Annotated in this window: 22 protein-coding genes and 1 pseudogene; 7 read left to right on the forward strand and 16 right to left on the reverse strand. The window is 61.7% G+C overall.

Annotation, left to right across the window (positions count from 1 at the left end; translation table 11 throughout):
* Nucleotides 1-91 precede the first annotated feature (91 nt).
* On the reverse strand, nucleotides 92-1078 hold the full coding sequence (locus CU110_RS09370; protein WP_084208855.1) for a zinc-dependent alcohol dehydrogenase family protein: 987 nt from the start codon (nucleotides 1076-1078) through the stop codon (nucleotides 92-94).
* A gap of 25 nt (nucleotides 1079-1103) precedes the next feature.
* Here CU110_RS09370 and CU110_RS09375 point away from each other — a divergent pair, with 25 nt between their 5' ends.
* Nucleotides 1104-2006 (forward strand): LysR family transcriptional regulator, encoded by a 903-nt coding sequence (locus CU110_RS09375; protein ID WP_084208856.1) that lies wholly within the window; start codon nucleotides 1104-1106, stop codon nucleotides 2004-2006.
* On the opposite strand, the gene CU110_RS09380 is transcribed toward CU110_RS09375, so the two are convergent.
* Nucleotides 1982-2080: a LysR family transcriptional regulator gene (locus CU110_RS09380; RefSeq protein WP_127735679.1), complete on the reverse strand. Its 99-nt coding sequence runs from the start codon at nucleotides 2078-2080 to the stop codon at nucleotides 1982-1984. The genes CU110_RS09375 and CU110_RS09380 overlap by 25 nt on opposite strands.
* A 38-nt stretch (nucleotides 2081-2118) precedes the next feature.
* On the opposite strand from CU110_RS09380, the gene CU110_RS09385 reads away from it, so the two are divergent.
* Nucleotides 2119-2619 (forward strand): YeeE/YedE family protein, encoded by a 501-nt coding sequence (locus CU110_RS09385; RefSeq protein WP_333781921.1) that lies wholly within the window; start codon nucleotides 2119-2121, stop codon nucleotides 2617-2619.
* A complete protein-coding gene (locus tag CU110_RS09390; RefSeq protein WP_084208857.1) occupies nucleotides 2616-3029 on the forward strand; it encodes a DUF6691 family protein in 414 nt (137 codons plus the stop codon). The genes CU110_RS09385 and CU110_RS09390 overlap by 4 nt, the downstream gene beginning before the upstream one ends.
* Before the next feature lie 295 nt (nucleotides 3030-3324).
* Here CU110_RS09390 and CU110_RS09395 read toward each other — a convergent pair whose 3' ends face one another.
* Nucleotides 3325-3672: a hypothetical protein gene (locus CU110_RS09395; RefSeq protein WP_077377123.1), complete on the reverse strand. Its 348-nt coding sequence runs from the start codon at nucleotides 3670-3672 to the stop codon at nucleotides 3325-3327.
* Between the two features lie 77 nt (nucleotides 3673-3749).
* Nucleotides 3750-3911, reverse strand: coding sequence for a hypothetical protein (locus CU110_RS15795; RefSeq protein WP_164850338.1), 162 nt, complete (start codon nucleotides 3909-3911; stop codon nucleotides 3750-3752).
* Between the two features lie 52 nt (nucleotides 3912-3963).
* Between CU110_RS15795 and CU110_RS09400 the strand changes: the two genes are divergently transcribed.
* Entirely contained in the window at nucleotides 3964-4152 is a 189-nt protein-coding gene (locus CU110_RS09400; protein ID WP_127735682.1) for a hypothetical protein, read from the forward strand.
* Between the two features lie 116 nt (nucleotides 4153-4268).
* Here the strand turns inward: CU110_RS09400 and CU110_RS09405 are convergent, their stop codons facing one another.
* The 8 genes and pseudogenes from CU110_RS09405 to CU110_RS09440 all read right to left on the reverse strand — a co-directional run.
* The gene (locus CU110_RS09405; RefSeq protein ID WP_127735685.1) at nucleotides 4269-4499 is read right to left on the reverse strand and encodes a hypothetical protein; all 231 of its coding nucleotides are present in this window, start codon (nucleotides 4497-4499) and stop codon (nucleotides 4269-4271) included.
* 10 nt (nucleotides 4500-4509) lie between these two features.
* Nucleotides 4510-4758: a hypothetical protein gene (locus CU110_RS09410; protein WP_127735688.1), complete on the reverse strand. Its 249-nt coding sequence runs from the start codon at nucleotides 4756-4758 to the stop codon at nucleotides 4510-4512.
* Nucleotides 4759-4775: 17 nt separating this feature from the next.
* Nucleotides 4776-5270: a hypothetical protein gene (locus tag CU110_RS09415; RefSeq protein WP_127735691.1), complete on the reverse strand. Its 495-nt coding sequence runs from the start codon at nucleotides 5268-5270 to the stop codon at nucleotides 4776-4778.
* A gap of 572 nt (nucleotides 5271-5842) precedes the next feature.
* Entirely contained in the window at nucleotides 5843-6937 is a 1095-nt protein-coding gene (locus tag CU110_RS09420; RefSeq protein WP_084208861.1) for an ADP-ribosylglycohydrolase family protein, read from the reverse strand.
* A 190-nt stretch (nucleotides 6938-7127) separates the two neighbouring features.
* Nucleotides 7128-8168: an Ldh family oxidoreductase gene (locus CU110_RS09425; protein WP_240499542.1), complete on the reverse strand. Its 1041-nt coding sequence runs from the start codon at nucleotides 8166-8168 to the stop codon at nucleotides 7128-7130.
* A gap of 31 nt (nucleotides 8169-8199) precedes the next feature.
* On the reverse strand, nucleotides 8200-9528 hold the full coding sequence (locus tag CU110_RS09430; RefSeq protein WP_084208862.1) for a TRAP transporter large permease subunit: 1329 nt from the start codon (nucleotides 9526-9528) through the stop codon (nucleotides 8200-8202).
* Entirely contained in the window at nucleotides 9525-10040 is a 516-nt protein-coding gene (locus tag CU110_RS09435; RefSeq protein ID WP_084208863.1) for a TRAP transporter small permease subunit, read from the reverse strand. The genes CU110_RS09430 and CU110_RS09435 overlap by 4 nt, the downstream gene beginning before the upstream one ends.
* 15 nt (nucleotides 10041-10055) lie before the next feature.
* Nucleotides 10056-10973, reverse strand: a pseudogene (locus tag CU110_RS09440) (C4-dicarboxylate ABC transporter substrate-binding protein); the annotation flags it as partial.
* 62 nt (nucleotides 10974-11035) lie between these two features.
* Here CU110_RS09440 and CU110_RS09445 point away from each other — a divergent pair.
* Nucleotides 11036-11644, forward strand: a complete 609-nt coding sequence (locus tag CU110_RS09445; RefSeq protein WP_164850339.1) for an XRE family transcriptional regulator — start codon at nucleotides 11036-11038, stop codon at nucleotides 11642-11644.
* 11 nt (nucleotides 11645-11655) lie between these two features.
* Here the strand turns inward: CU110_RS09445 and CU110_RS09450 are convergent, their stop codons facing one another.
* Nucleotides 11656-12033, reverse strand: coding sequence for an RcnB family protein (locus CU110_RS09450; protein ID WP_127735699.1), 378 nt, complete (start codon nucleotides 12031-12033; stop codon nucleotides 11656-11658).
* 600 nt (nucleotides 12034-12633) lie between these two features.
* Here CU110_RS09450 and CU110_RS09455 point away from each other — a divergent pair.
* Both CU110_RS09455 and CU110_RS09460 read left to right on the forward strand, forming a co-directional pair.
* Nucleotides 12634-14352: a hypothetical protein gene (locus CU110_RS09455; RefSeq protein WP_240665342.1), complete on the forward strand. Its 1719-nt coding sequence runs from the start codon at nucleotides 12634-12636 to the stop codon at nucleotides 14350-14352.
* A 147-nt stretch (nucleotides 14353-14499) separates the two neighbouring features.
* Nucleotides 14500-15981 (forward strand): mannitol dehydrogenase family protein, encoded by a 1482-nt coding sequence (locus CU110_RS09460; protein ID WP_084208868.1) that lies wholly within the window; start codon nucleotides 14500-14502, stop codon nucleotides 15979-15981.
* A gap of 67 nt (nucleotides 15982-16048) precedes the next feature.
* Here CU110_RS09460 and CU110_RS09465 read toward each other — a convergent pair whose 3' ends face one another.
* From CU110_RS09465 to CU110_RS17660, 3 genes are read right to left on the reverse strand one after another with little or no spacing between them, the layout of a single operon-like run.
* Nucleotides 16049-16945, reverse strand: a complete 897-nt coding sequence (locus CU110_RS09465) for a drug/metabolite transporter (RefSeq protein ID WP_084208869.1) — start codon at nucleotides 16943-16945, stop codon at nucleotides 16049-16051.
* 37 nt (nucleotides 16946-16982) lie between these two features.
* Complete coding sequence (locus CU110_RS09470; protein ID WP_077377206.1) at nucleotides 16983-17261, reverse strand: PAAR domain-containing protein; 279 nt, start codon at nucleotides 17259-17261, stop codon at nucleotides 16983-16985.
* Complete coding sequence (locus tag CU110_RS17660; protein ID WP_346427191.1) at nucleotides 17221-17436, reverse strand: DUF2345 domain-containing protein; 216 nt, start codon at nucleotides 17434-17436, stop codon at nucleotides 17221-17223. Before CU110_RS17660 ends, CU110_RS09470 begins: the two co-directional genes overlap by 41 nt.
* Nucleotides 17437-17484: the final 48 nt, after the last annotated feature.

Below are 17484 nucleotides of genomic sequence, written 5' to 3' on the forward strand. Positions count from 1 at the left end.
GACAGGGTGTGCCGTATGGCCACACCCTGTCGTTTGTCTGTGCCAGCGCAGTGTCAGGATGATCCTGCCAATGTGGCTTTCGGTCACGGTATCAGACCTCGACGATGACCTTGCCGGTTGCCTGACCGCTGCCCAGCCGCGCGTGGGCCTGGCCCACTTCCGCGAGCGGGAAGACCTGATCATCGATGATCGGCTTGAGTGCGCCGGCATCGGCGATACGCGCCATGTCGGCCAGAATCTCGTGGTGCTCCTGACGACGGAAGTCATGCAGCATCGGGATCAGCATGAAGACGACATGCAGTGACAGGCCCTTGAAGTGCGCGGTGGTCAGATCGATGTCCATGAAGGACACGGTCGTCGAGACATGGCCATTGAGCGCGGCAGCCTCGAAGGAGGTCGGCAGGTTGGCGCCGCCGACGGAGTCGAACACGATGTCGAAGCCCTTGCCGTCGGTGAGCCTGGCCACATAGTCGGCGACCTGCTCATTGCGGTAATTGATGGCACTGGCCCCCAGGCCTTCGACCAGCGTCTCGTGCTCATCACGACCGACGGTAGAGGCGACATCGGCACCGAAGTGACGGGCCAGCTGGATGGCGATGTGACCCACACCCCCCGCACCACCGTGAACCAGCACCTTCTGACCGGCCTGGATGTTGGCGCGCTTGAGGCCTTCATAGGCCGTGATGCCGACCAGCGGCAGCGCCGCGGCTTCCACCATGCTCAGGGACTTCGGCTTGTGGGCGATCAGGCGAACATCGGCGGCGATGTACTCGGCCAGCGTACCCGGCAGGTCGGCCAGGCCACCAGCACAGCCATAGACTTCATCCCCGATGGCGTAGCCTTCGACGTCCTCGCCCACGGCTTCGACAGTACCGGCGAAGTCCATGCCCAGCAGCGCCGGCAGTGCCGGAGACAGCGGAAGCTCTGCGCCCATCTCGCGAATCATGGTGTCGACGGTATTGATGCTGGTGGCGGCGATGCGCACCAGTACCTGACCTGCCGCCGCTTGGGGCTTGGCGATTTCCGCCGCTTCGAACACTTCGGGACCACCGAATGACGTCACCAGCATCGCTTTCATGAGTCTGACTCCTGCGTGAATGTTCATGAATCTTGAGCACCTGAAGCTGTTCGTCCGTCTCGCCGCCGTGAACAGCATCAGTCAGGCCGGCGAGGACCTGGGACTGTCGCCCGCCGTCGCCAGCTCTCACCTGCGCAAGCTCGAGGACAGTCTGGGGGTACGCCTGTTGCATCGCACCACGCGTCATGTGGCACTGAGCGAAGAAGGTCGCGCCTTTCTCCCCCACGCAGAAGAGGTGCTGGCCAGTGCCGAGGCGGCGCGGGCTGCCGTCGGTGCCGGCACCACCACCCCCACCGGCACCTTGCGCATCACGGCATCGGCCTCCTTCGGACGCATGCATCTGATCCCCGGGCTGGCCGGCTTTCTGGCACGCTACCCGGACCTCGAGCTGGATCTGCGCCTGACGGATACCATCGTCGATCTGGTGGAAGGCGGCTTCGACATCGCGATCCGCAACTCCGCTCTCAAGGATTCGAGTCTGATCGCGCGGCGCCTGGCCCCGGACAAGCGTATCCTGTGTGCTTCTCCGCAATACCTGCAGCGCCATGGCACTCCAACCCGCCCTGCGGAACTGAAACACCATGAATGCCTGACGCTGATCGGGATGGATCAATGGAGTTTCCAGCACGAGAATCGCGTCGAGGTGATACGCATCAAGGGCCGCATACGGACCGACAATGGCGAAGCGGTGCGCGATGCCTGCGCCGCGGGCCTGGGCATCACCCTCTCCTCGACCTGGAGTCTCTATCGTCATCTGGCGAGGGGCGAGCTGGTGGAAGTGCTGCCCGAGACACCGCTGGTCAACGAGACCGGTATCTGGGCGATCTATTCAAGCTCCCGACAACTGGCCCCCAAGATCCGGGCGTTTCTGGACTACTTCTCCGAGTACTTCGGTAGCCCGCCTTACTGGGACTTCCCCCAGTCCTGAGGCGCAGCCGCATTGAAGCTCTGATGCTCCGCCACCTTGAGGAAGGTGCGCAGTCGTTGGGTCAGTTCGTTCATGGCTCTCCCGGTTGGCGCTCGCCAGGCACGAGCATATCATCGTCGCAACGCAGGATGACCGCGACACGAGGACGAACCACATGGACATGATGAGCAGCATGAAAGGACTCGCCGGCGGCGTTCTGATCGGTCTTTCGGCAGTGATGCTGATGGCCTTTCTGGGACGTATCGCCGGTATCAGTGGCATCACGCGGGGCGCGCTGCTGGAATCAGGCCCGGACCGCCGCTGGCGTATCGCCTTCGTGCTCGGGTTGATCAGCGGCCCGCTGCTCCTTGTGCTGTTCAATCTTGACTGGGGCAATGTGGCCGAGGGCACGGATGCGCTGATCGGCGATCCCGCCAGCGGGGTGCTGAGCATGATGTTCGCCGGCCTGCTGGTGGGCCTGGGAACAGGCATCGGCGGCGGCTGCACCAGTGGCCACGGCGTCTGCGGCATCGCGCGTCTCTCCCCGCGCTCGCTGGTGGCCACGGGGGTGTTCGTGGCCATCGCCATGCTGACGGTCTTCGTGACCCGACATCTGCTGGGAGAGTCACCATGAAAGCTGTCACCGGCTTCATTACCGGGCTGGTCTTCAGCCTCGGCCTGACACTCAGCGGCATGACCGACCCCGCGCGTGTCGTCGGCTTTCTCGACGTGGCCGGAGACTGGGACCCCACGCTGATCTTCGTGCTTGGCGGGGCGGTCATCACCACCTTCCTCGGTTATCGCCTCGCCTGGCGACGCAGCACTCCCCTGTTGGGTGAGCGATTCCAACTGCCTACACGCCGCGATATCGATGGTCGCCTGCTGCTCGGCGCGGCCCTGTTCGGTACCGGCTGGGGCCTGAGCGGATACTGCCCCGGGCCTGCCATCGTCTCCAGCAGCGCCATGAGTCTGCCATTGGCGGGTTTTCTACTGACGATGCTACTGGGCTGGTGGCTGGCCACGCGCCTGACTCGCGCTCACTGATCCGACAAAAAAAAGCCCGCCAATGGCGGGCAGGGAATGTCGGGACAGGACATTCAGGACAGGAAAGCGTTTGAGCAAGGGTTCTGCCATTGACGACGAGTGCGGTCTTGCGTTCGGGTCAAAACACTTGCTCAAGCGTTCTTCTCTCTCACGAGTTGTTCTCTGGAGCACTGACCATCAGGAGACAACGTGATGGTCAGTGGGTCCATTCAGCAACTGACAGAGGTAGGTCGATGGCATATCGGCGTCCTTGGCTGTCTTGCAGAGTCGGGGACTATTGCGTTGCCGCGAGCGGTTACGCGCTCTCGTTCAAGGCATGTTCGACGCGTGTGGCAGAGACACTCTTGCCGGCATCGTTGACGTAATCCGCCGAATCGCTTGCCAGTGCACGGGTGGTGCCCTGGATGCCGGCGTTGCTGATGGATGTCTGGACGCGGCTGGCAGCGACACTCATGCCGGTTTTCACGACATCATCATGATGCAGTGTGGCTTGCTGAGTGACCGGCTGTGCCTGACCCATGATCACGCGATCACTGAGGGTGGCACGTACGCGGGCATCGGCTTCGCTGTCATTGGCAGAGGCCACGCCAGTGGCGGCAACGGACAATGCGGCAATGGCGAATAGAGACTTGAGAGATTGCATGGGGGTTCTCCTATTGAAAAAGGTCATGTCAGTACAGACACCTGGCCTGCAAGCGTCTGACGCAGACATCGGGCGTCTCAGACGTTGACGTCGCTCACGGCGTGACGAACACGGGTGCCGGCAACGCTATCGCCTGAATCATTGGCGACATCGAATTCCTGCAGGTGGATGGAGCGGTCATGGCCACGGATCTCGTCGTCACCGGAGGCAATCTGGAAACGGCCTGCAGAAGTGCTCATGCCGGTTTCCGCGAAGGTCGCCTGAGCCTGTCGGTGCCTGCTGAGCGGCACCATGGATGACGACGTCTTCACTGACGTTGTGCTGGACACGCTGGGCGGCCGGGCTGTCATCCGCCGCAAAGGTGGCGGTGCTGACGGTGGCGAGAGCGGCGGCGGCGATCAGGGTCTTGAGAGTGTTCATGATGATTTCCTCGATGAAGATGATGTGATGATCAGGCCTGGAAATGCAGGCCAGGGATGACGGTCAATCAGACGTTGCTGTCGCTCAGGGCGTGCTGAACGCGGGTAGCGGCGACACTCTTGCCAGCGTCATTGTCGAAGGCCTGTTCACGGCTGGCGGTAGCGCTGCCGTGCCCTTCAATGGACGACTGGGTCAGGGCGGTCTCGACACGACCTGCCGCGACGCTCTTGCCGGTTTCCGCGAAGGTGGCCTGAGCCTGTCGGGGCCTGCTGGGCGGTGCCGACGACGACGTCCTGGCTGACGGACTGCTGGACACGCTGGGCAGCCGGGCTGTCATCCGCCGCGAAGGTGGCGGTGCTGACGGTGGCGAGAGCGGCGGCGGCGATCAGGGTCTTGAGAGTGTTCATGATGATTTCCTCAGACGTTGCTGTCGCTCAGGGCGTGCTGAACGCGGGTCGCGGCGACGCTCTTGCCAGCGTCATTGTCGAAGGCCTGTTCACGACTGGCGGTAGCGCTGCCTTGCCCTTCAATGGACGACTGGGTCAGGGCGGTCTCGACACGACCTGCCGCGACGCTCTTGCCGGTTTCCGCGAAGGTGGCCTGAGCCTGTCGGGGCCTGCTGGGCGGTGCCGACGACGACGTCCTGGCTGACGGACTGCTGGACACGCTGGGCAGCCGGGCTGTCATCCGCCGCGAAGGTGGCGGTGCTGACGGTGGCGAGAGCGGCGGCGGTCTCGACACGACCTGCCGCGACGCTCTTGCCGGTTTCCGCGAAGGTGGCCTGAGCCTGTCGGGGCCTGCTGGGCGGTGCCGACGACGACGTCCTGGCTGACGGACTGCTGGACACGCTGGGCAGCCGGGCTGTCATCCGCCGCGAAGGTGGCGGTGCTGACGGTGGCGAGAGCGGCGGCGGCGATCAGGGTCTTGAGAGTGTTCATGATGATTTCCTCGACTGGGTCAGGGCGGTCTCGACACGACCTGCCGCGACGCTCTTGCCGGTTTCCGCGAAGGTGGCCTGAGCCTGTCGGGGCCTGCTGGGCGGTGCCGACGACGACGTCCTGGCTGACGGACTGCTGGACACGCTGGGCGGCCGGGCTGTCATCCGCCGCGAAGGTGGCGGTGCTGACGGTGGCGAGAGCGGCGGCGGCGATCAGAGTCTTGAGATTCAGAGTTTTCATTGGGTTTTCCTTTCTATGTCCTGGGCAATATTGCCCTTGTGATGTCGTATGCAGTCTTGGCTGCATCCGTCTAGCTTGTTAACAGACTAATGATTATTGCGCTATCACACTAGCCGTGCTGCTGGCAGCTCACTGTTTCCATCAAAGAACCAGATTGCGTTGCCTGGGCATTGCCCTGCCCCTGAGGAGTGTTGGTGAACCTCAAGAGGTACAACCTTCAATCCTCTTCTGCATCACTTCTGTACAATCTTGAAGGTGCGGACATCCCATGATCGAGAGCGGATCAGATGCTTGGCACTGTCCAGGACACTGCCGTATGACGTTTAAACTTTGGTCGCAATCATCAGAAAGGCATTCATCAGCAACTTGTCCTCTTACCCTGCTGAAACCCTCACCGTTGTGCTTGATGAGTATTACGCTTGAGCAAACGGGTTGGATGCATGCCATCTTCAAAAAAGTCGCAGGCGTCTTGACAGATGCCTGCCGTCGACCAGATCCAGACTGCCGTTTCGTGCAATGTGGAGTGAGCGCATTGTGGACGAATCCCGCATCGGCACATATCCCCCCGTATCTCAATAGCCCGGGTATTTCTCCCAGACCCACCGCTCGTCCTTGCCACCCCCGTCGGTATAGAGCTCCCAGCGAGCGCAATCGTGCAGGTCCTGGGCGACCTCGCCGATGACCTCTCGCAGTTCAAGCGGCTCCAGCCAATCAGCAGGTATCGCCTCTTCTCCCCATTGCGCCCCGAGCAGGTTGCCCGTGATGGCCCCCGTGGAATCCGAATCCCCATCATGATTGACCGCGATCTGGATCGCGGAGCGGAAATCCCGCGCGGTGAGCGCGCAATACACGGACATCGCCAGGGCCTCTTCCGCGATCCATCCCAACCCCAGCATCACGACAGCCACCTGCGGCGCAGTGTCGGACTCGGCAAGCTCGCAGGCTTGCTTCAGGGCCTGCATGGTCTCTTCGCAGCCTGATTTGCGCTCGAGAATGCGCATGGCGTGCGCAAGTGCCTGTGCCATCGAGTCACCCGCCACCAGGCATTGGGTCATCACCGCCAGCACCCCGCCCGTCAGCTGACCGGTCACGTGGCCATGGGTCAGCGCGCAGACCTCTTCCCCGAGCGCGAAGCACATCTCATGGGAGGCTCCCATCACATGCGCGAACAAGCCGACGGGGGCCACGCGCATCACACCCCCACAGCCCTTGCTGTCGTTCTGCGCGGTGTCACTGTAGGTGCGCACATGCTTGAGCGCGGACAGACACGTCATGCCCGGGGCGCGGCGCGAATGCAGTGCCGGCTGCTTGATCAACCAGCCACTGTCCAGCCATTCCTGTTCCGTTGCCTTTTGCGTGCGTTCCCCTTGGGTGTACAGCCAACGTTCATAGGCACTGTTGACCAGGCTACCTTGCGTCGTGATGCCTCTCAGACAGCCGCGCACGTGGCTACGCAACAGACCCTCGGCGGTAAACAGTGTCATCTGCGTATCATCGGTAATCCGCCCCAGCCCGCCATAGGCCGGTGCGTAATCGCGTATTCCTTCACTTCCGAAGCGCGCCTGGATCTCCTCGTGCGACAGGAACTCCACTGCCGCCCCCAGCGCATCTCCCACCGCACCACCCAACAGGCAACCCCGAAACCGCGATGTCGTCTCAAGCGTCATGTCCCTTTCCCCTTCAATGGCCATCAAGATGGCATCAACGACCCTCAACACGGCTTACGCTAGCAGCAACGGCACCTTTGCGGAAAAACGCCCACATCCGGTGGTGCACATAATCAGGCAGAACTGGATGGGCGCCCAGTAACGGTGAGCACTGTCAGCGATGACTCGGCTGCTCGGCGCAGGCAAATTCTCAGGAGGCAAGCTCGAGAATGTCATCATACAGCGCCCGGGAGAGTGTGACGCCCTCCTCCAGATGCTTCTGGCGAGCCTGATAGCGACGCTCGGAGGAAAGACGCGCGCCCTGCTGCTTGACCAGGTCGAACAGCCGTTCAGAGCGCAGCATGTGCTGCTGGGGGCTGCCCCCCGTGAGACGCGCCGGGTCCATCGCGATGATCATCTCCCCATGATACGGCAGGCTGCCCTTGCCTTGATCATGCTCGCTGGATTCGATACTGAGCATGTCACCGATCAGCGGCCCTGCGATCAACTCGATCATGATCGCCAGCGCAGAGCCCTTGTGCTCACCGAACGGCAGCATCGCGCCATGATCCAGCACCTCGGCCGGGTCACGGGACGGCGCACCGTCTCGATCAACCCCCCAGCCCAGCGGGATCTCATCGCCTTGACGACGATGCAGCTCGATATCGCCACGTGCGATGGCACTGGTCGCGAAGTCGAACACGTAGGGATTGCCATCCCCGCGCGGCCAGCCGAAGGCAATGGGGTTGGTGCCCAGCAGGGGCTGGCTGCCGCCATGAGGCGCCATGTACGACTGGGTCGGGTTGCAGGCGATGGCTACCAGTCCTTCACGGGTCAGGCGCTCGATCTCGACCCACAATGCCGTGCCATGCACGCAATGGTTGATGGCCAGAATGGCAATCCCATTGGCTCTCGCCTTGCTGAGCAGCTCAGGCACGCCCTGCTGGAAGGCCAGCGACGAGAAGCCACCCTTGGCATCCACCTTGACGATGGAGGGCGCCGTATCCTCGACCACCGGCACGGCGTCCGGCACCACTCCTCCATTGTTCAGCGTGGCCACGAACCCCATCAGGCGATAGAGCCCATGGGATCGACAGCCATCCATCTCGGCCGCGACCAGCGCATCACTCATGGCCTCGACATTCGATTCGCTGAAGCCATGGCGTGTCAGCACCTTGTGGCATAGCGAGGTGAGCGCCTCTCGATCGAGATTGATGTCCATTTCAGTATCTTCGTGCTTTGCATCACTCATGCGAACGCGTTCCTTTTCGATAAGGCGACCATCATTTCCAGGACGGCCCGCTGATGGCATCAGGCAACCACAGCGCAAGCCCCGGGAATGTGAGAATCAACGCCAGTACCACCAGCTGCAGGACGATGAAAGGCACGACCCCCTTGTACATGTGCTTGAGCGTCACTTCGGCAGGCGTGATGGCGCGTAGATAGAAGATGGAGGGGGCAAGCGGCGGGGTCAGATAGCTCGTCTGCATCACGATGAGGAAGGCCACGCAGAACCAGATCTCATCAAACCCGAGCAGACCGATGACCGGCATGGCCACGGGGATGACGATCAGCACCACCGAGATCATGTCGAGCACGAAACCGGCCAGGAAGGCGATCAGCAGGATGGCACCGAGAATGAACCATGGGCTCATGCCGGTATCCAGCAGCAGCGACTGAACGGTCGCCATGCCACCGGAGGCGAAGAAGACACCGGCGAACATGTTGCCACCCAGCACGATGAGCAGAATCATGGCGGTGATGTTGAGCGTGCGTATCGCGGCATTCCACAGGATGGACAGCGTGAGATTGCGATAGCCCAGTGCCAGCAAGACGGAGCCTAGCGCACCACAGGCTGCCGCTTCCGTCGGCGTGGCGATGCCCATCAGAATCGTGCCCAACACCACCATGATCAGACTCATGGTCGGCAGCAACGCACTCAGGGTGATGGTGAGCAGCTTGCCCCAGCCCGGATGTTGCTCATCTTCTTTGAGTCGCGGCGCAAGCGCAGGCTTCAGCGCGCAGACCACGACGATATAGACGAGGAACAACAGCGCCATCAGAAGCCCCGGAATCAACAGACCACTGAACAGTGACCCGACGGAGACACCCGCGACAGGCCCGAGAATGACCACGGTAATGGAAGGCGGAATCGCCGTGCCCAATGAGCCACTGGCGCAGATGGTGCCGGAGATGAGTGACTTGTCATACTGATGCTTGAGCATGACCGGCACTGCCAGCATACCGATCACTGCCTCGGTCGCCCCGACGACGCCGCTGGCAGCCGCGAAGATGGTCCCCATGATGACCGCACCGACGCCCAGCCCACCGGGCAACCGGCGCGTCCACAGATGGATGGCACCGAAAAGCCGCTCGGCGATGCCGGAATTCTCGAGCATCGCGCCCATGAAGATGAACAGCGGCACGGCCGCCAGAATGGAGTTGGACGCCGTGTCTTCGATCTTGGTCAACAACTGATAGGCCGCAGCATCACCGAACTGGGCGACGCCGAAGACCGTCGCGACGACGATCATCGAAAACGCGATAGGGAAGCCGAGCACGATCAGCGCGATGAGGGCCGGGAACATGATCAGGGCAAGGAAATCGCTCATGAGGACACCTCCGCGCCATGATCATGACCCAGCAACGTGCTCCAGAGTTTGAACATCTCCGCGATCACCTGCAGCGTCAGATAGACAAAGCCCAGCCACCACACCCCGAAGACCGGCCAGATCACCGGATTCCAGGCCGAGCGACCAGAGCGCTCATTGCTGGAGAAGGCCTCGATCGCATAGAACGAAAGCTCCCAGACCAGCCAGCCCAGTACGGGGAGCAATACGCCATAACAGGCCAGATGCACCCCGGCTTTCAGACGTGGCGAAAAGTTCTGACTCAACACATCCACACTGACGTGCTGGCCCACGCGAAGTGCATTCGCCATGCCAAACATGAAGATGGCGCCCATCACCATGTAGCTGACCTCGAACGCCCACAGGGTGGGCCTTCCCAGCACATAGCGACTGAAGACCTCATAGACCAGCGCAAGCACCAGCGGCAGTATCAGGACAGCCCCCAGATACCCCGCCCAACGGGTTTGACGCTCAATGGCATCGACTATTTTCATGACAACCTACCGGGGTCAGCGCCCCATTTCCCCGATCGGCAGACGGTAATCCTGCCAGGTGGTCATGCTGTCCTTGAAGGCGCGTTGTGACTCGAGCACGCGCGCGAACCACTCGTTCTCACCCGCCTTCTCATCTTCCCAGGCACGTGTCTCTTCGTAGATGGCATCGATGAAGGATTGATCCAGCTGCACGATCTCATTGGGCCCCTCTTCCAGCTCCTTGAAGGCCTTGAGGTCGGCATAGGAGCTGTCGAGCCAGGATTCGAACACGCTCAACTTGCCGGCAAGACGCAACTGACTCTGCTGGGCTTCGCTCAGGCCATCCCAGGCATCGACATTCACTTCGCACTCGAGGATGCCACCGGACTGGTGGACGCCGGGCAGGATGACGTACTGCGCCACGTCCTGGAAGCCGGTCGGCTTGTTGAGCTCCGGGCTGCCCCACTCCGCGGCATCGATGACGCCACGATCCAGCGCCGTGTAGATGTCACTGCCTGCCATCACCACGGTAGAGGCCCCCAGGCGCGAGGCGATTTCCGCCCAGGCACCGGATGTTCTCAGTCTCAGTCCCTGGAAGTCTTCCAGCGTCTGTACCTTCTTGCTTGAGTGCAGGAATATCTCGGTGCCCAGGGTGGAGCACGGGAAGGCCACGACTCCGAAGACTTCACGACGGAACGCTTCATAGAGCTCGACACCGCCACCCTCGTACATCCACAACATGAACTCTTCCGGCGTCAGGCCACTGGAGTGCCCAGCCAACAGCGCCGCCGTCGGGTCCGTCCCGTAGTCATAGTTGATGTAGTTGTGGCTGACCTGCGCGACACCGGACTTCACGGTATTGGTCACGCGCAGCGCGCCACCCAGCGTACCGCCCGGGAACACCTGAATGCTCACGTCACCATTGGTCAGCTCATTGGCATAATCGGCAAACGTCTTGGCATCTCGCTCAAGCCAGGGGCCGCCCCCCGCAGACGATCACGATGGAGCACGCTGACATGACATCTCACCAGGAAACGCCGATCGCTCTGAAGCACAGAGAACGCAAGGCAGGCGCCATTGGTGACAACCTCAAGGCGCTACGCAAGGAGAAGGGACTGACCATCGCGGCCGTGGCCAGCGCGTCAGGAATCTCGGCGGCCAGCGTGTCGAGAATCGAGAATGGACGCATCTCACCGACCTTCGAGGCGATCGTGAATCTCGCCAAGGGCCTGAAGGTGGATGTCAGCGAGCTGTTCTATCACACGGAAGACACGTCATTTCGGGGGTGGCTCGCCTTGACGCGAGCGCAGGAGGGAGACGTCATCGAGACGCCCAACTACCGGTATCGGCCGCTTTGCAACAACGTGGCGTCCAAGGAGTACATGGTATTGGAAACCACCGTGCTCAATCGCAGTCTCGAGGAATTCGGCGGCCTGCAGAAACACTCCGGCCAGGAACAGATCATCGTGACCAGCGGCGAGGTGACCGTCTGGACCGAGCTTTACGACCCCATCCAGCTCAAGGTCGGCGATAGCCTGGCCTTTGACAGCACCCTCGGACACGCCATCACCTACAACGGCGACACCCCGGCGACCATGACCTGGGTATGCAGCGCCTACGCCTGAAGCCACTGCCATCAGCGATTGAGGATGATCGCAGTGATCGCGCCCCCGGCAACGGCCGCCAGGACATAGCGCCCATCAATGTTCAACCAGCGATGTCCGCGCGGCGGCTTGGACAGGTGACGGTGATGCCAGTCCTTTACCCAATAACGCTGATCGGAATAATAGTGACGCGGCAGGTGGTCGCCACGACGCCAATGATGATCACGGCGCGCCTCGCGCTTGATGCGTTGGGTTTGCTTGTGGTGTTTCTTGTAGTGCTTCTTGTGATGATGCTTGTCGTGATGACCATGTCCATGGCCATGACCACGATCATGCGGCCCGGCCTGCGCCAGGGGAGCGCCCATCAGGGAAACGATCATCATCAGAATGGTCAGTGTGCGTGTTCGCATGGCTGGCCTCCTCGCAGTGCCCCGCCGCCCTGTCGGCGCCGGGTGTCAATAAGGGCATTTCCTGATTAGGAAACAGTGTTGCATAACCTTATCGACATCCCGAGGAGGCCGCAAGATGTCTCAATTTTCACGATCTTTGTCGTTATTTCGTGCATATTCCGTCGCCTGGCACCGAAGTTGATGTCGCTTCTACCCAACACCCGGCAGGTTTCGCCAGGACACCAGGTTTCCATCGCCGGACAGAGCGTGAGAACGGAAAAATCCACTTTGCTGAATCGTGTCATTGAACACCGACATCTCCCCGTAACCTCACGTTTCATGCGGCCTTCAGCCCCTTCGAGACCAGAATCTCCGAGATCACCCGGGGACATAGCCCAAAGTTCAAGCACGCGGGCTTTGCGTTTTGATGACCATTCATCGATCATTTGCACCACACCTGAGTCATTTGATCGATAAAAGACGATCTACCCCTGTCATCGCCGATAGGAACGCCAAGGCGGCTGCGTGACACCTCGGGTAGGAGCAGCAAGACAAGCCGTAAAAAAACAGGAGCCAATCATGGCCAGTACTGCGCCAGATTTGGATCGGCAGATCGCCCATATGGACGACGAGCTACTGCCGGTACCACGTCACAAACTGCACCGGTGGCCGCACTTTGCCGGTCTCTATGCCGCCGAGCACGTTGCCGCGACCGAGTTCGTCATCGGTGCCACCTTCGTGGCACTCGGTGCCGGTATCTGGGATATCCTGCTGGGCCTGCTGATCGGTAATGGTCTGGCGGTACTCAGTTTCTGGTTGATCACCACACCGATCGCCATCGAGACTCGCCTCAGCCTCTTCACCTATCTCCACCGCATCGCCGGTGATTCGATGTCACGGCTGTACAACTGGGCCAACGTGATCATATTCACCGCCATCTCGGCGGCCATGATCACCGTCTCCGCCACGGCGGTCAGGCTGTTGTTCGACATACCCGCCCAGACCCAGGCCTACCCCACCAGCTTCGAGTTCATCCTGCTGGCGCTGGCCGTTGCCGCCATCGTGGTACTGGTTGCCGTCTATGGCTTCAATGCTCTGACGGAATTTGCCAGCATCTGCGCTCCCTGGCTGATGCTGATGTTCACCGTCGGCGGCCTGGTGCTGCTGCCGGAACTGGCCGAGTCCGTCACCGGCAACACCAGCCTGGACAGTTTCTCGAGTTTCATTGATGTCGCAGGCAGTACCGTCTTCACCGGGATCAATTCCCAGGGCGAGGCAGGCATCGGTATCTGGGAAGTCATCGGCTTCTCCTGGGCGGCCAACACCTTCTCCCACTTCGGTCTGATCGACATGGCGCTGCTGCGTTATGCCAAGCGCATGCGCTCCGGCCTTGCGACCAGCACCGGCATGATGTTCGGTCACTACGTCGCCTGGATCTCCGCCGGTCTGATGGGCGCCGCTACCGCTGCCGTCGCGGGTATCAGCATCGATGTGCTGGAGCCGGGTGAAGTGGCACTGCACGCCCTTGGCGCCGCCGGCTTCGTGATCGTGGTCGTCGCAGGCTGGACCACCGCCAACGCCAACCTGTATCGCGCGGGCCTTGCCGCACAGTCAGCCATGCCGAACCTGTCGCGCAACAAGGCGACGCTGGCCGTGGGTATCTGCGTTGCGGTACTCAGCTGCTTCCCGTTCGTCTATCGCAGCATGCTGCCGCTGCTGACCTACGCCGGTCTGGTACTGGTGCCGGTCGGCGGGATCATCTTCGCTGAGCATCACCTGTTTCCGAAACTCGGCTTCAGCCGTTACTGGGCGCGCTACAAGGGGGTGAAGCACAACACACCGGCGCTGGCGACCTGGGCGCTGTCTCTGATCTTCGGCTTCGGTCTCGAGATGGTCGACGTGATCCCGTTCTATTATCTGTTCCTGCCGACCTGGTTCGTCTCCATCATTCTCTACACCCTGATGGCCAAGTCCGCCGGCGCCGCTGAGTCCTATCCGGAAGCGGAAGCCACCGAAAAGCACTTCCAGGAGCGAGTCGATGCCTTCCACGCCAAGCAGGCCGACACGACCAATCATGCCCCGGTCAAGGATACGTCAGGTCTGACCAAGGTCATCCGAGCCATCTGGATGGTGATCGGTCTCGTCATTCCCCTGGTGCTGGCGCTGCGCGTACTGTTCGGCAGCCCGGACCTGGCAAGCTACGAAGCGAACCGCGAGCTGTTCTATGACGTGACCATCTGGTCGACGATCATCTACTTCATCTTCGCGTACTGGGAACTGCAGCGCAGCAAGGCGCTGTTCAACAAGCAGTCCCCGAAGCAAGCGGCCACCGCTGGCTGAGTCGGCAGGGGACACGCAAGTCCCCTGCCTGGTCCGCGGCGAAGGTAGCCTGACTCACGAGGGCAACCTTCGCCGCTGGCCGTTACGACCTACCCTTTCTTTACCCATCTTGACCCGACCGCGATATGCGGCAGGAGACCTCCCCCCATGACTCGTCTCTCCAATGCCAGTCTGACTCAGCTGGACGCCAAGGTTGCCACCCCGAACTATGATCGTGCGGCGGTCAGCGCCGGCATCGTTCACTTCGGCGTGGGCGGCTTCCATCGTGCACACCAGGCCATGTACCTCGACGAGCTGATGAACCAGGGCAAGGCACTGGACTGGGGCATCGTCGGTGTCGGCGTGATGCCGGGCGATCGCCGCATGCAGGAAGCCCTGTCCTCTCAGGACCACCTCTACACCGTCGTGCTCAAGCACCCGGACGGCAACTACGAGCCGCGCGTGGTGGGCTCCATCATCGATTATCGCTTTGCCCCGGACTCCCCGGATGCCGTGATCGAGCTGATGGCCGACCCGGCGATCCGCATCGTCTCGCTGACCGTCACCGAAGGTGGCTACAACTTCCACCCGGTCAGCGGCGAATTCAATCTCGAGAACGCCGACGTCCAGCACGACCTGGCCAACCCGGGTGAGGCCAAGACCAGCTTTGGCCTGATCACCGAAGCCCTGGCACGTCGTCGCGAGCGCGGCGTCGCCCCGTTCACCGTGATGTCCTGTGACAACATCGAAGGCAACGGCAACGTCGCTCACAAGATGTTCACCGCCTACGCGCGTGCACGCGATGCCGAACTGGCCGCCTGGATCGAAGCCGAAGTGCCCTTCCCCAACTCCATGGTCGACCGCATCACGCCGGTGACCACCCCGGATGACATCGAAGAGCTGTCCTCACGCTTCGGCGTGGAAGACGCCTGGCCGGTGGTCTGCGAGCCCTTCACCCAGTGGGTGCTGGAAGACCACTTCGCCAATGGCCGCCCGGCCTTTGAAGATGCCGGCGTGCAGCCGGTGGAAGACGTCGAGCCCTATGAGCTGATGAAGCTGCGTCTGCTCAACGCCGGCCACCAGGCACTGTGCTACTTCGGCTATCTGGCCGGCTATCGCTACGCCCACGAAGCCTGCAACGACCCGCTGATCGTCGACTTCCTGCTCGGCTACATGAACGAGGAAGCTCGCCCGACGCTGGCCCAGCTGCCGGGTATCGATCTCGATGCCCACTGCCAGACGCTGATCGAGCGTTTCGCCAACCCGGAAGTCAAGGACACCCTCGCGCGCCTGTGCGCCGAGACCTCCGACCGCATTCCGAAGTTCCTGATCCCGGTGGCCCACGCACAGCTCAAGACCGACGGCGAACTGCGTCGTACCGCGGCTGTCGTGGCCAGCTGGGCACGTTATGCCGAAGGCGTCGACGAACAAGGCGAGACCATCGACGTGGTCGACCCGCTGAAGGACGAGCTGATGGAACGCGCCAGCCGTCAGCGCGAAGAGCCGACCGCCTTCCTGGACAACCGTGAACTGTTCGGTGATCTGGTCGATCAGCCGCGCTTCCGCGATGCCTACCTCAAGGCCCTGAAGAGCCTGCACGACAACGGTGCCCGCGCCACGCTGGAAATGCTGGTGGCAGACGCCAAGTAAGCTTCACGAAAAGCGAGACAGGCCACCGCCTGTCTCGCTTTTTTTGTGCCTCATGCCACGCCTTTCCTCACACCAGCGCGACGGTCCACAACCCTGCCAGCATGACGCCGATGCCGACCCACTTGACCATGGCCGCACGCTCGCGCAACCAGACCACGCCGAGCACCACCCCAAGCGGGATCGACAACTGACGCATGGCGACCACAAGGCTGACCTCTTCCGTCAGCGTCATGGCGATCAATACCAGCCCATAGGTCGCCATCACCATCACGCCGGTCAGCAACATGCTGCCCCGCTCGCCCCGCCACAGCATCGGCAGGCGACGACGCTCAGTCGGCAACAGCATCACCAGAGGTGCGCCCCAGGCGACCGTCATCATGGCCTGCAACACCAGAAAGACAGCGCCTGCAGACGTGGGCGAATAGCCGACACTCAGCATGATGTCGAGCGCCTGCTTGTCGATCAGCGAATAGCCGGTGGTCCCCAGCGCTGCCAGCAACGCGAACCCCAGCGCGGGGGTCAGATAGGTTCTCGCTCGCAAGCCCTGCGGACTGCTCAAGGGCAACATGAGCGCACCGAGCACGATCAGCCCCATGCCGGTGAAATCCGACACTGTCAGCGCCTGGCTATCCAGCAGGCTCAAGGAGACCAGCGGCACCAGCACTACGGGCAAGGCACGCGCGATGGGATATAGCACACTGACCTCGCCGCGCGCATACGCCCAGGCGAGCCCGCCCATGTAGAGCGCCTGACACAGCCCCGTGGCCACCAGCCAACCCCAGAACTCATCCGGCAGCTCGTTGAACGCCGGCCCCAGTGCCAGCAACGGTGCAAAGATCAACGCCCCACTGCCCATGGCCAGCATGAAGAAAGCCAGCGAAGGCGCTCGGCCCTTGCCCAGCAGATTCCAGCCGGCATGCAGACAGACCGAGACCAGGATGAGCCCCAAAGCCAATGAACTCATGAGACACGCATTGCGTTCCACGAACACCTCAACGCCCTTATCCCAGGCCGTGCTTGCCACTCGCTGCAGAAATCAACGCCGCCCCACATGCCGTATGGCAGCCGTGAAACGCTACCGGCTTGCCATTCAAGCTGATGGTGGGATGCCCCTCGATGATACTGCAGGTGCTGTGGCCATCCTTGGGGCACGTCACCATGTCCCCCACCACTGCCACCGGCTTGCCCTCCAGCAGATAGTTAGACTGGGCAGACACCACCTTGCCACCATGAGTGGTGCTATCTCCGAGTACGATAACGCCATCGCCGGAACTGAACATCGCAGATGGCTTCTGGCATTTGAGGCAATGCAGCCTCCAGACTCGCAGGGCCTGCAAAGCTATGCTGTGCGCCTTTGACATCGACCTTGCCCGGCCCGTGCACTTCGATGTTGCCGCCACTCAGACGGATATAGCCGCCACCGCTGGTGAGCAGAATCTCGTTCTTGGCCTGGATGGGTAACGGTGTCGCTCTCGGTGGAGGTGATGGTCATGTCCTTCTCGG

This window comes from Cobetia sp. ICG0124, from assembly GCF_004006355.1.
Classification (GTDB): Bacteria; Pseudomonadota; Gammaproteobacteria; order Pseudomonadales; family Halomonadaceae; genus Cobetia; species Cobetia marina.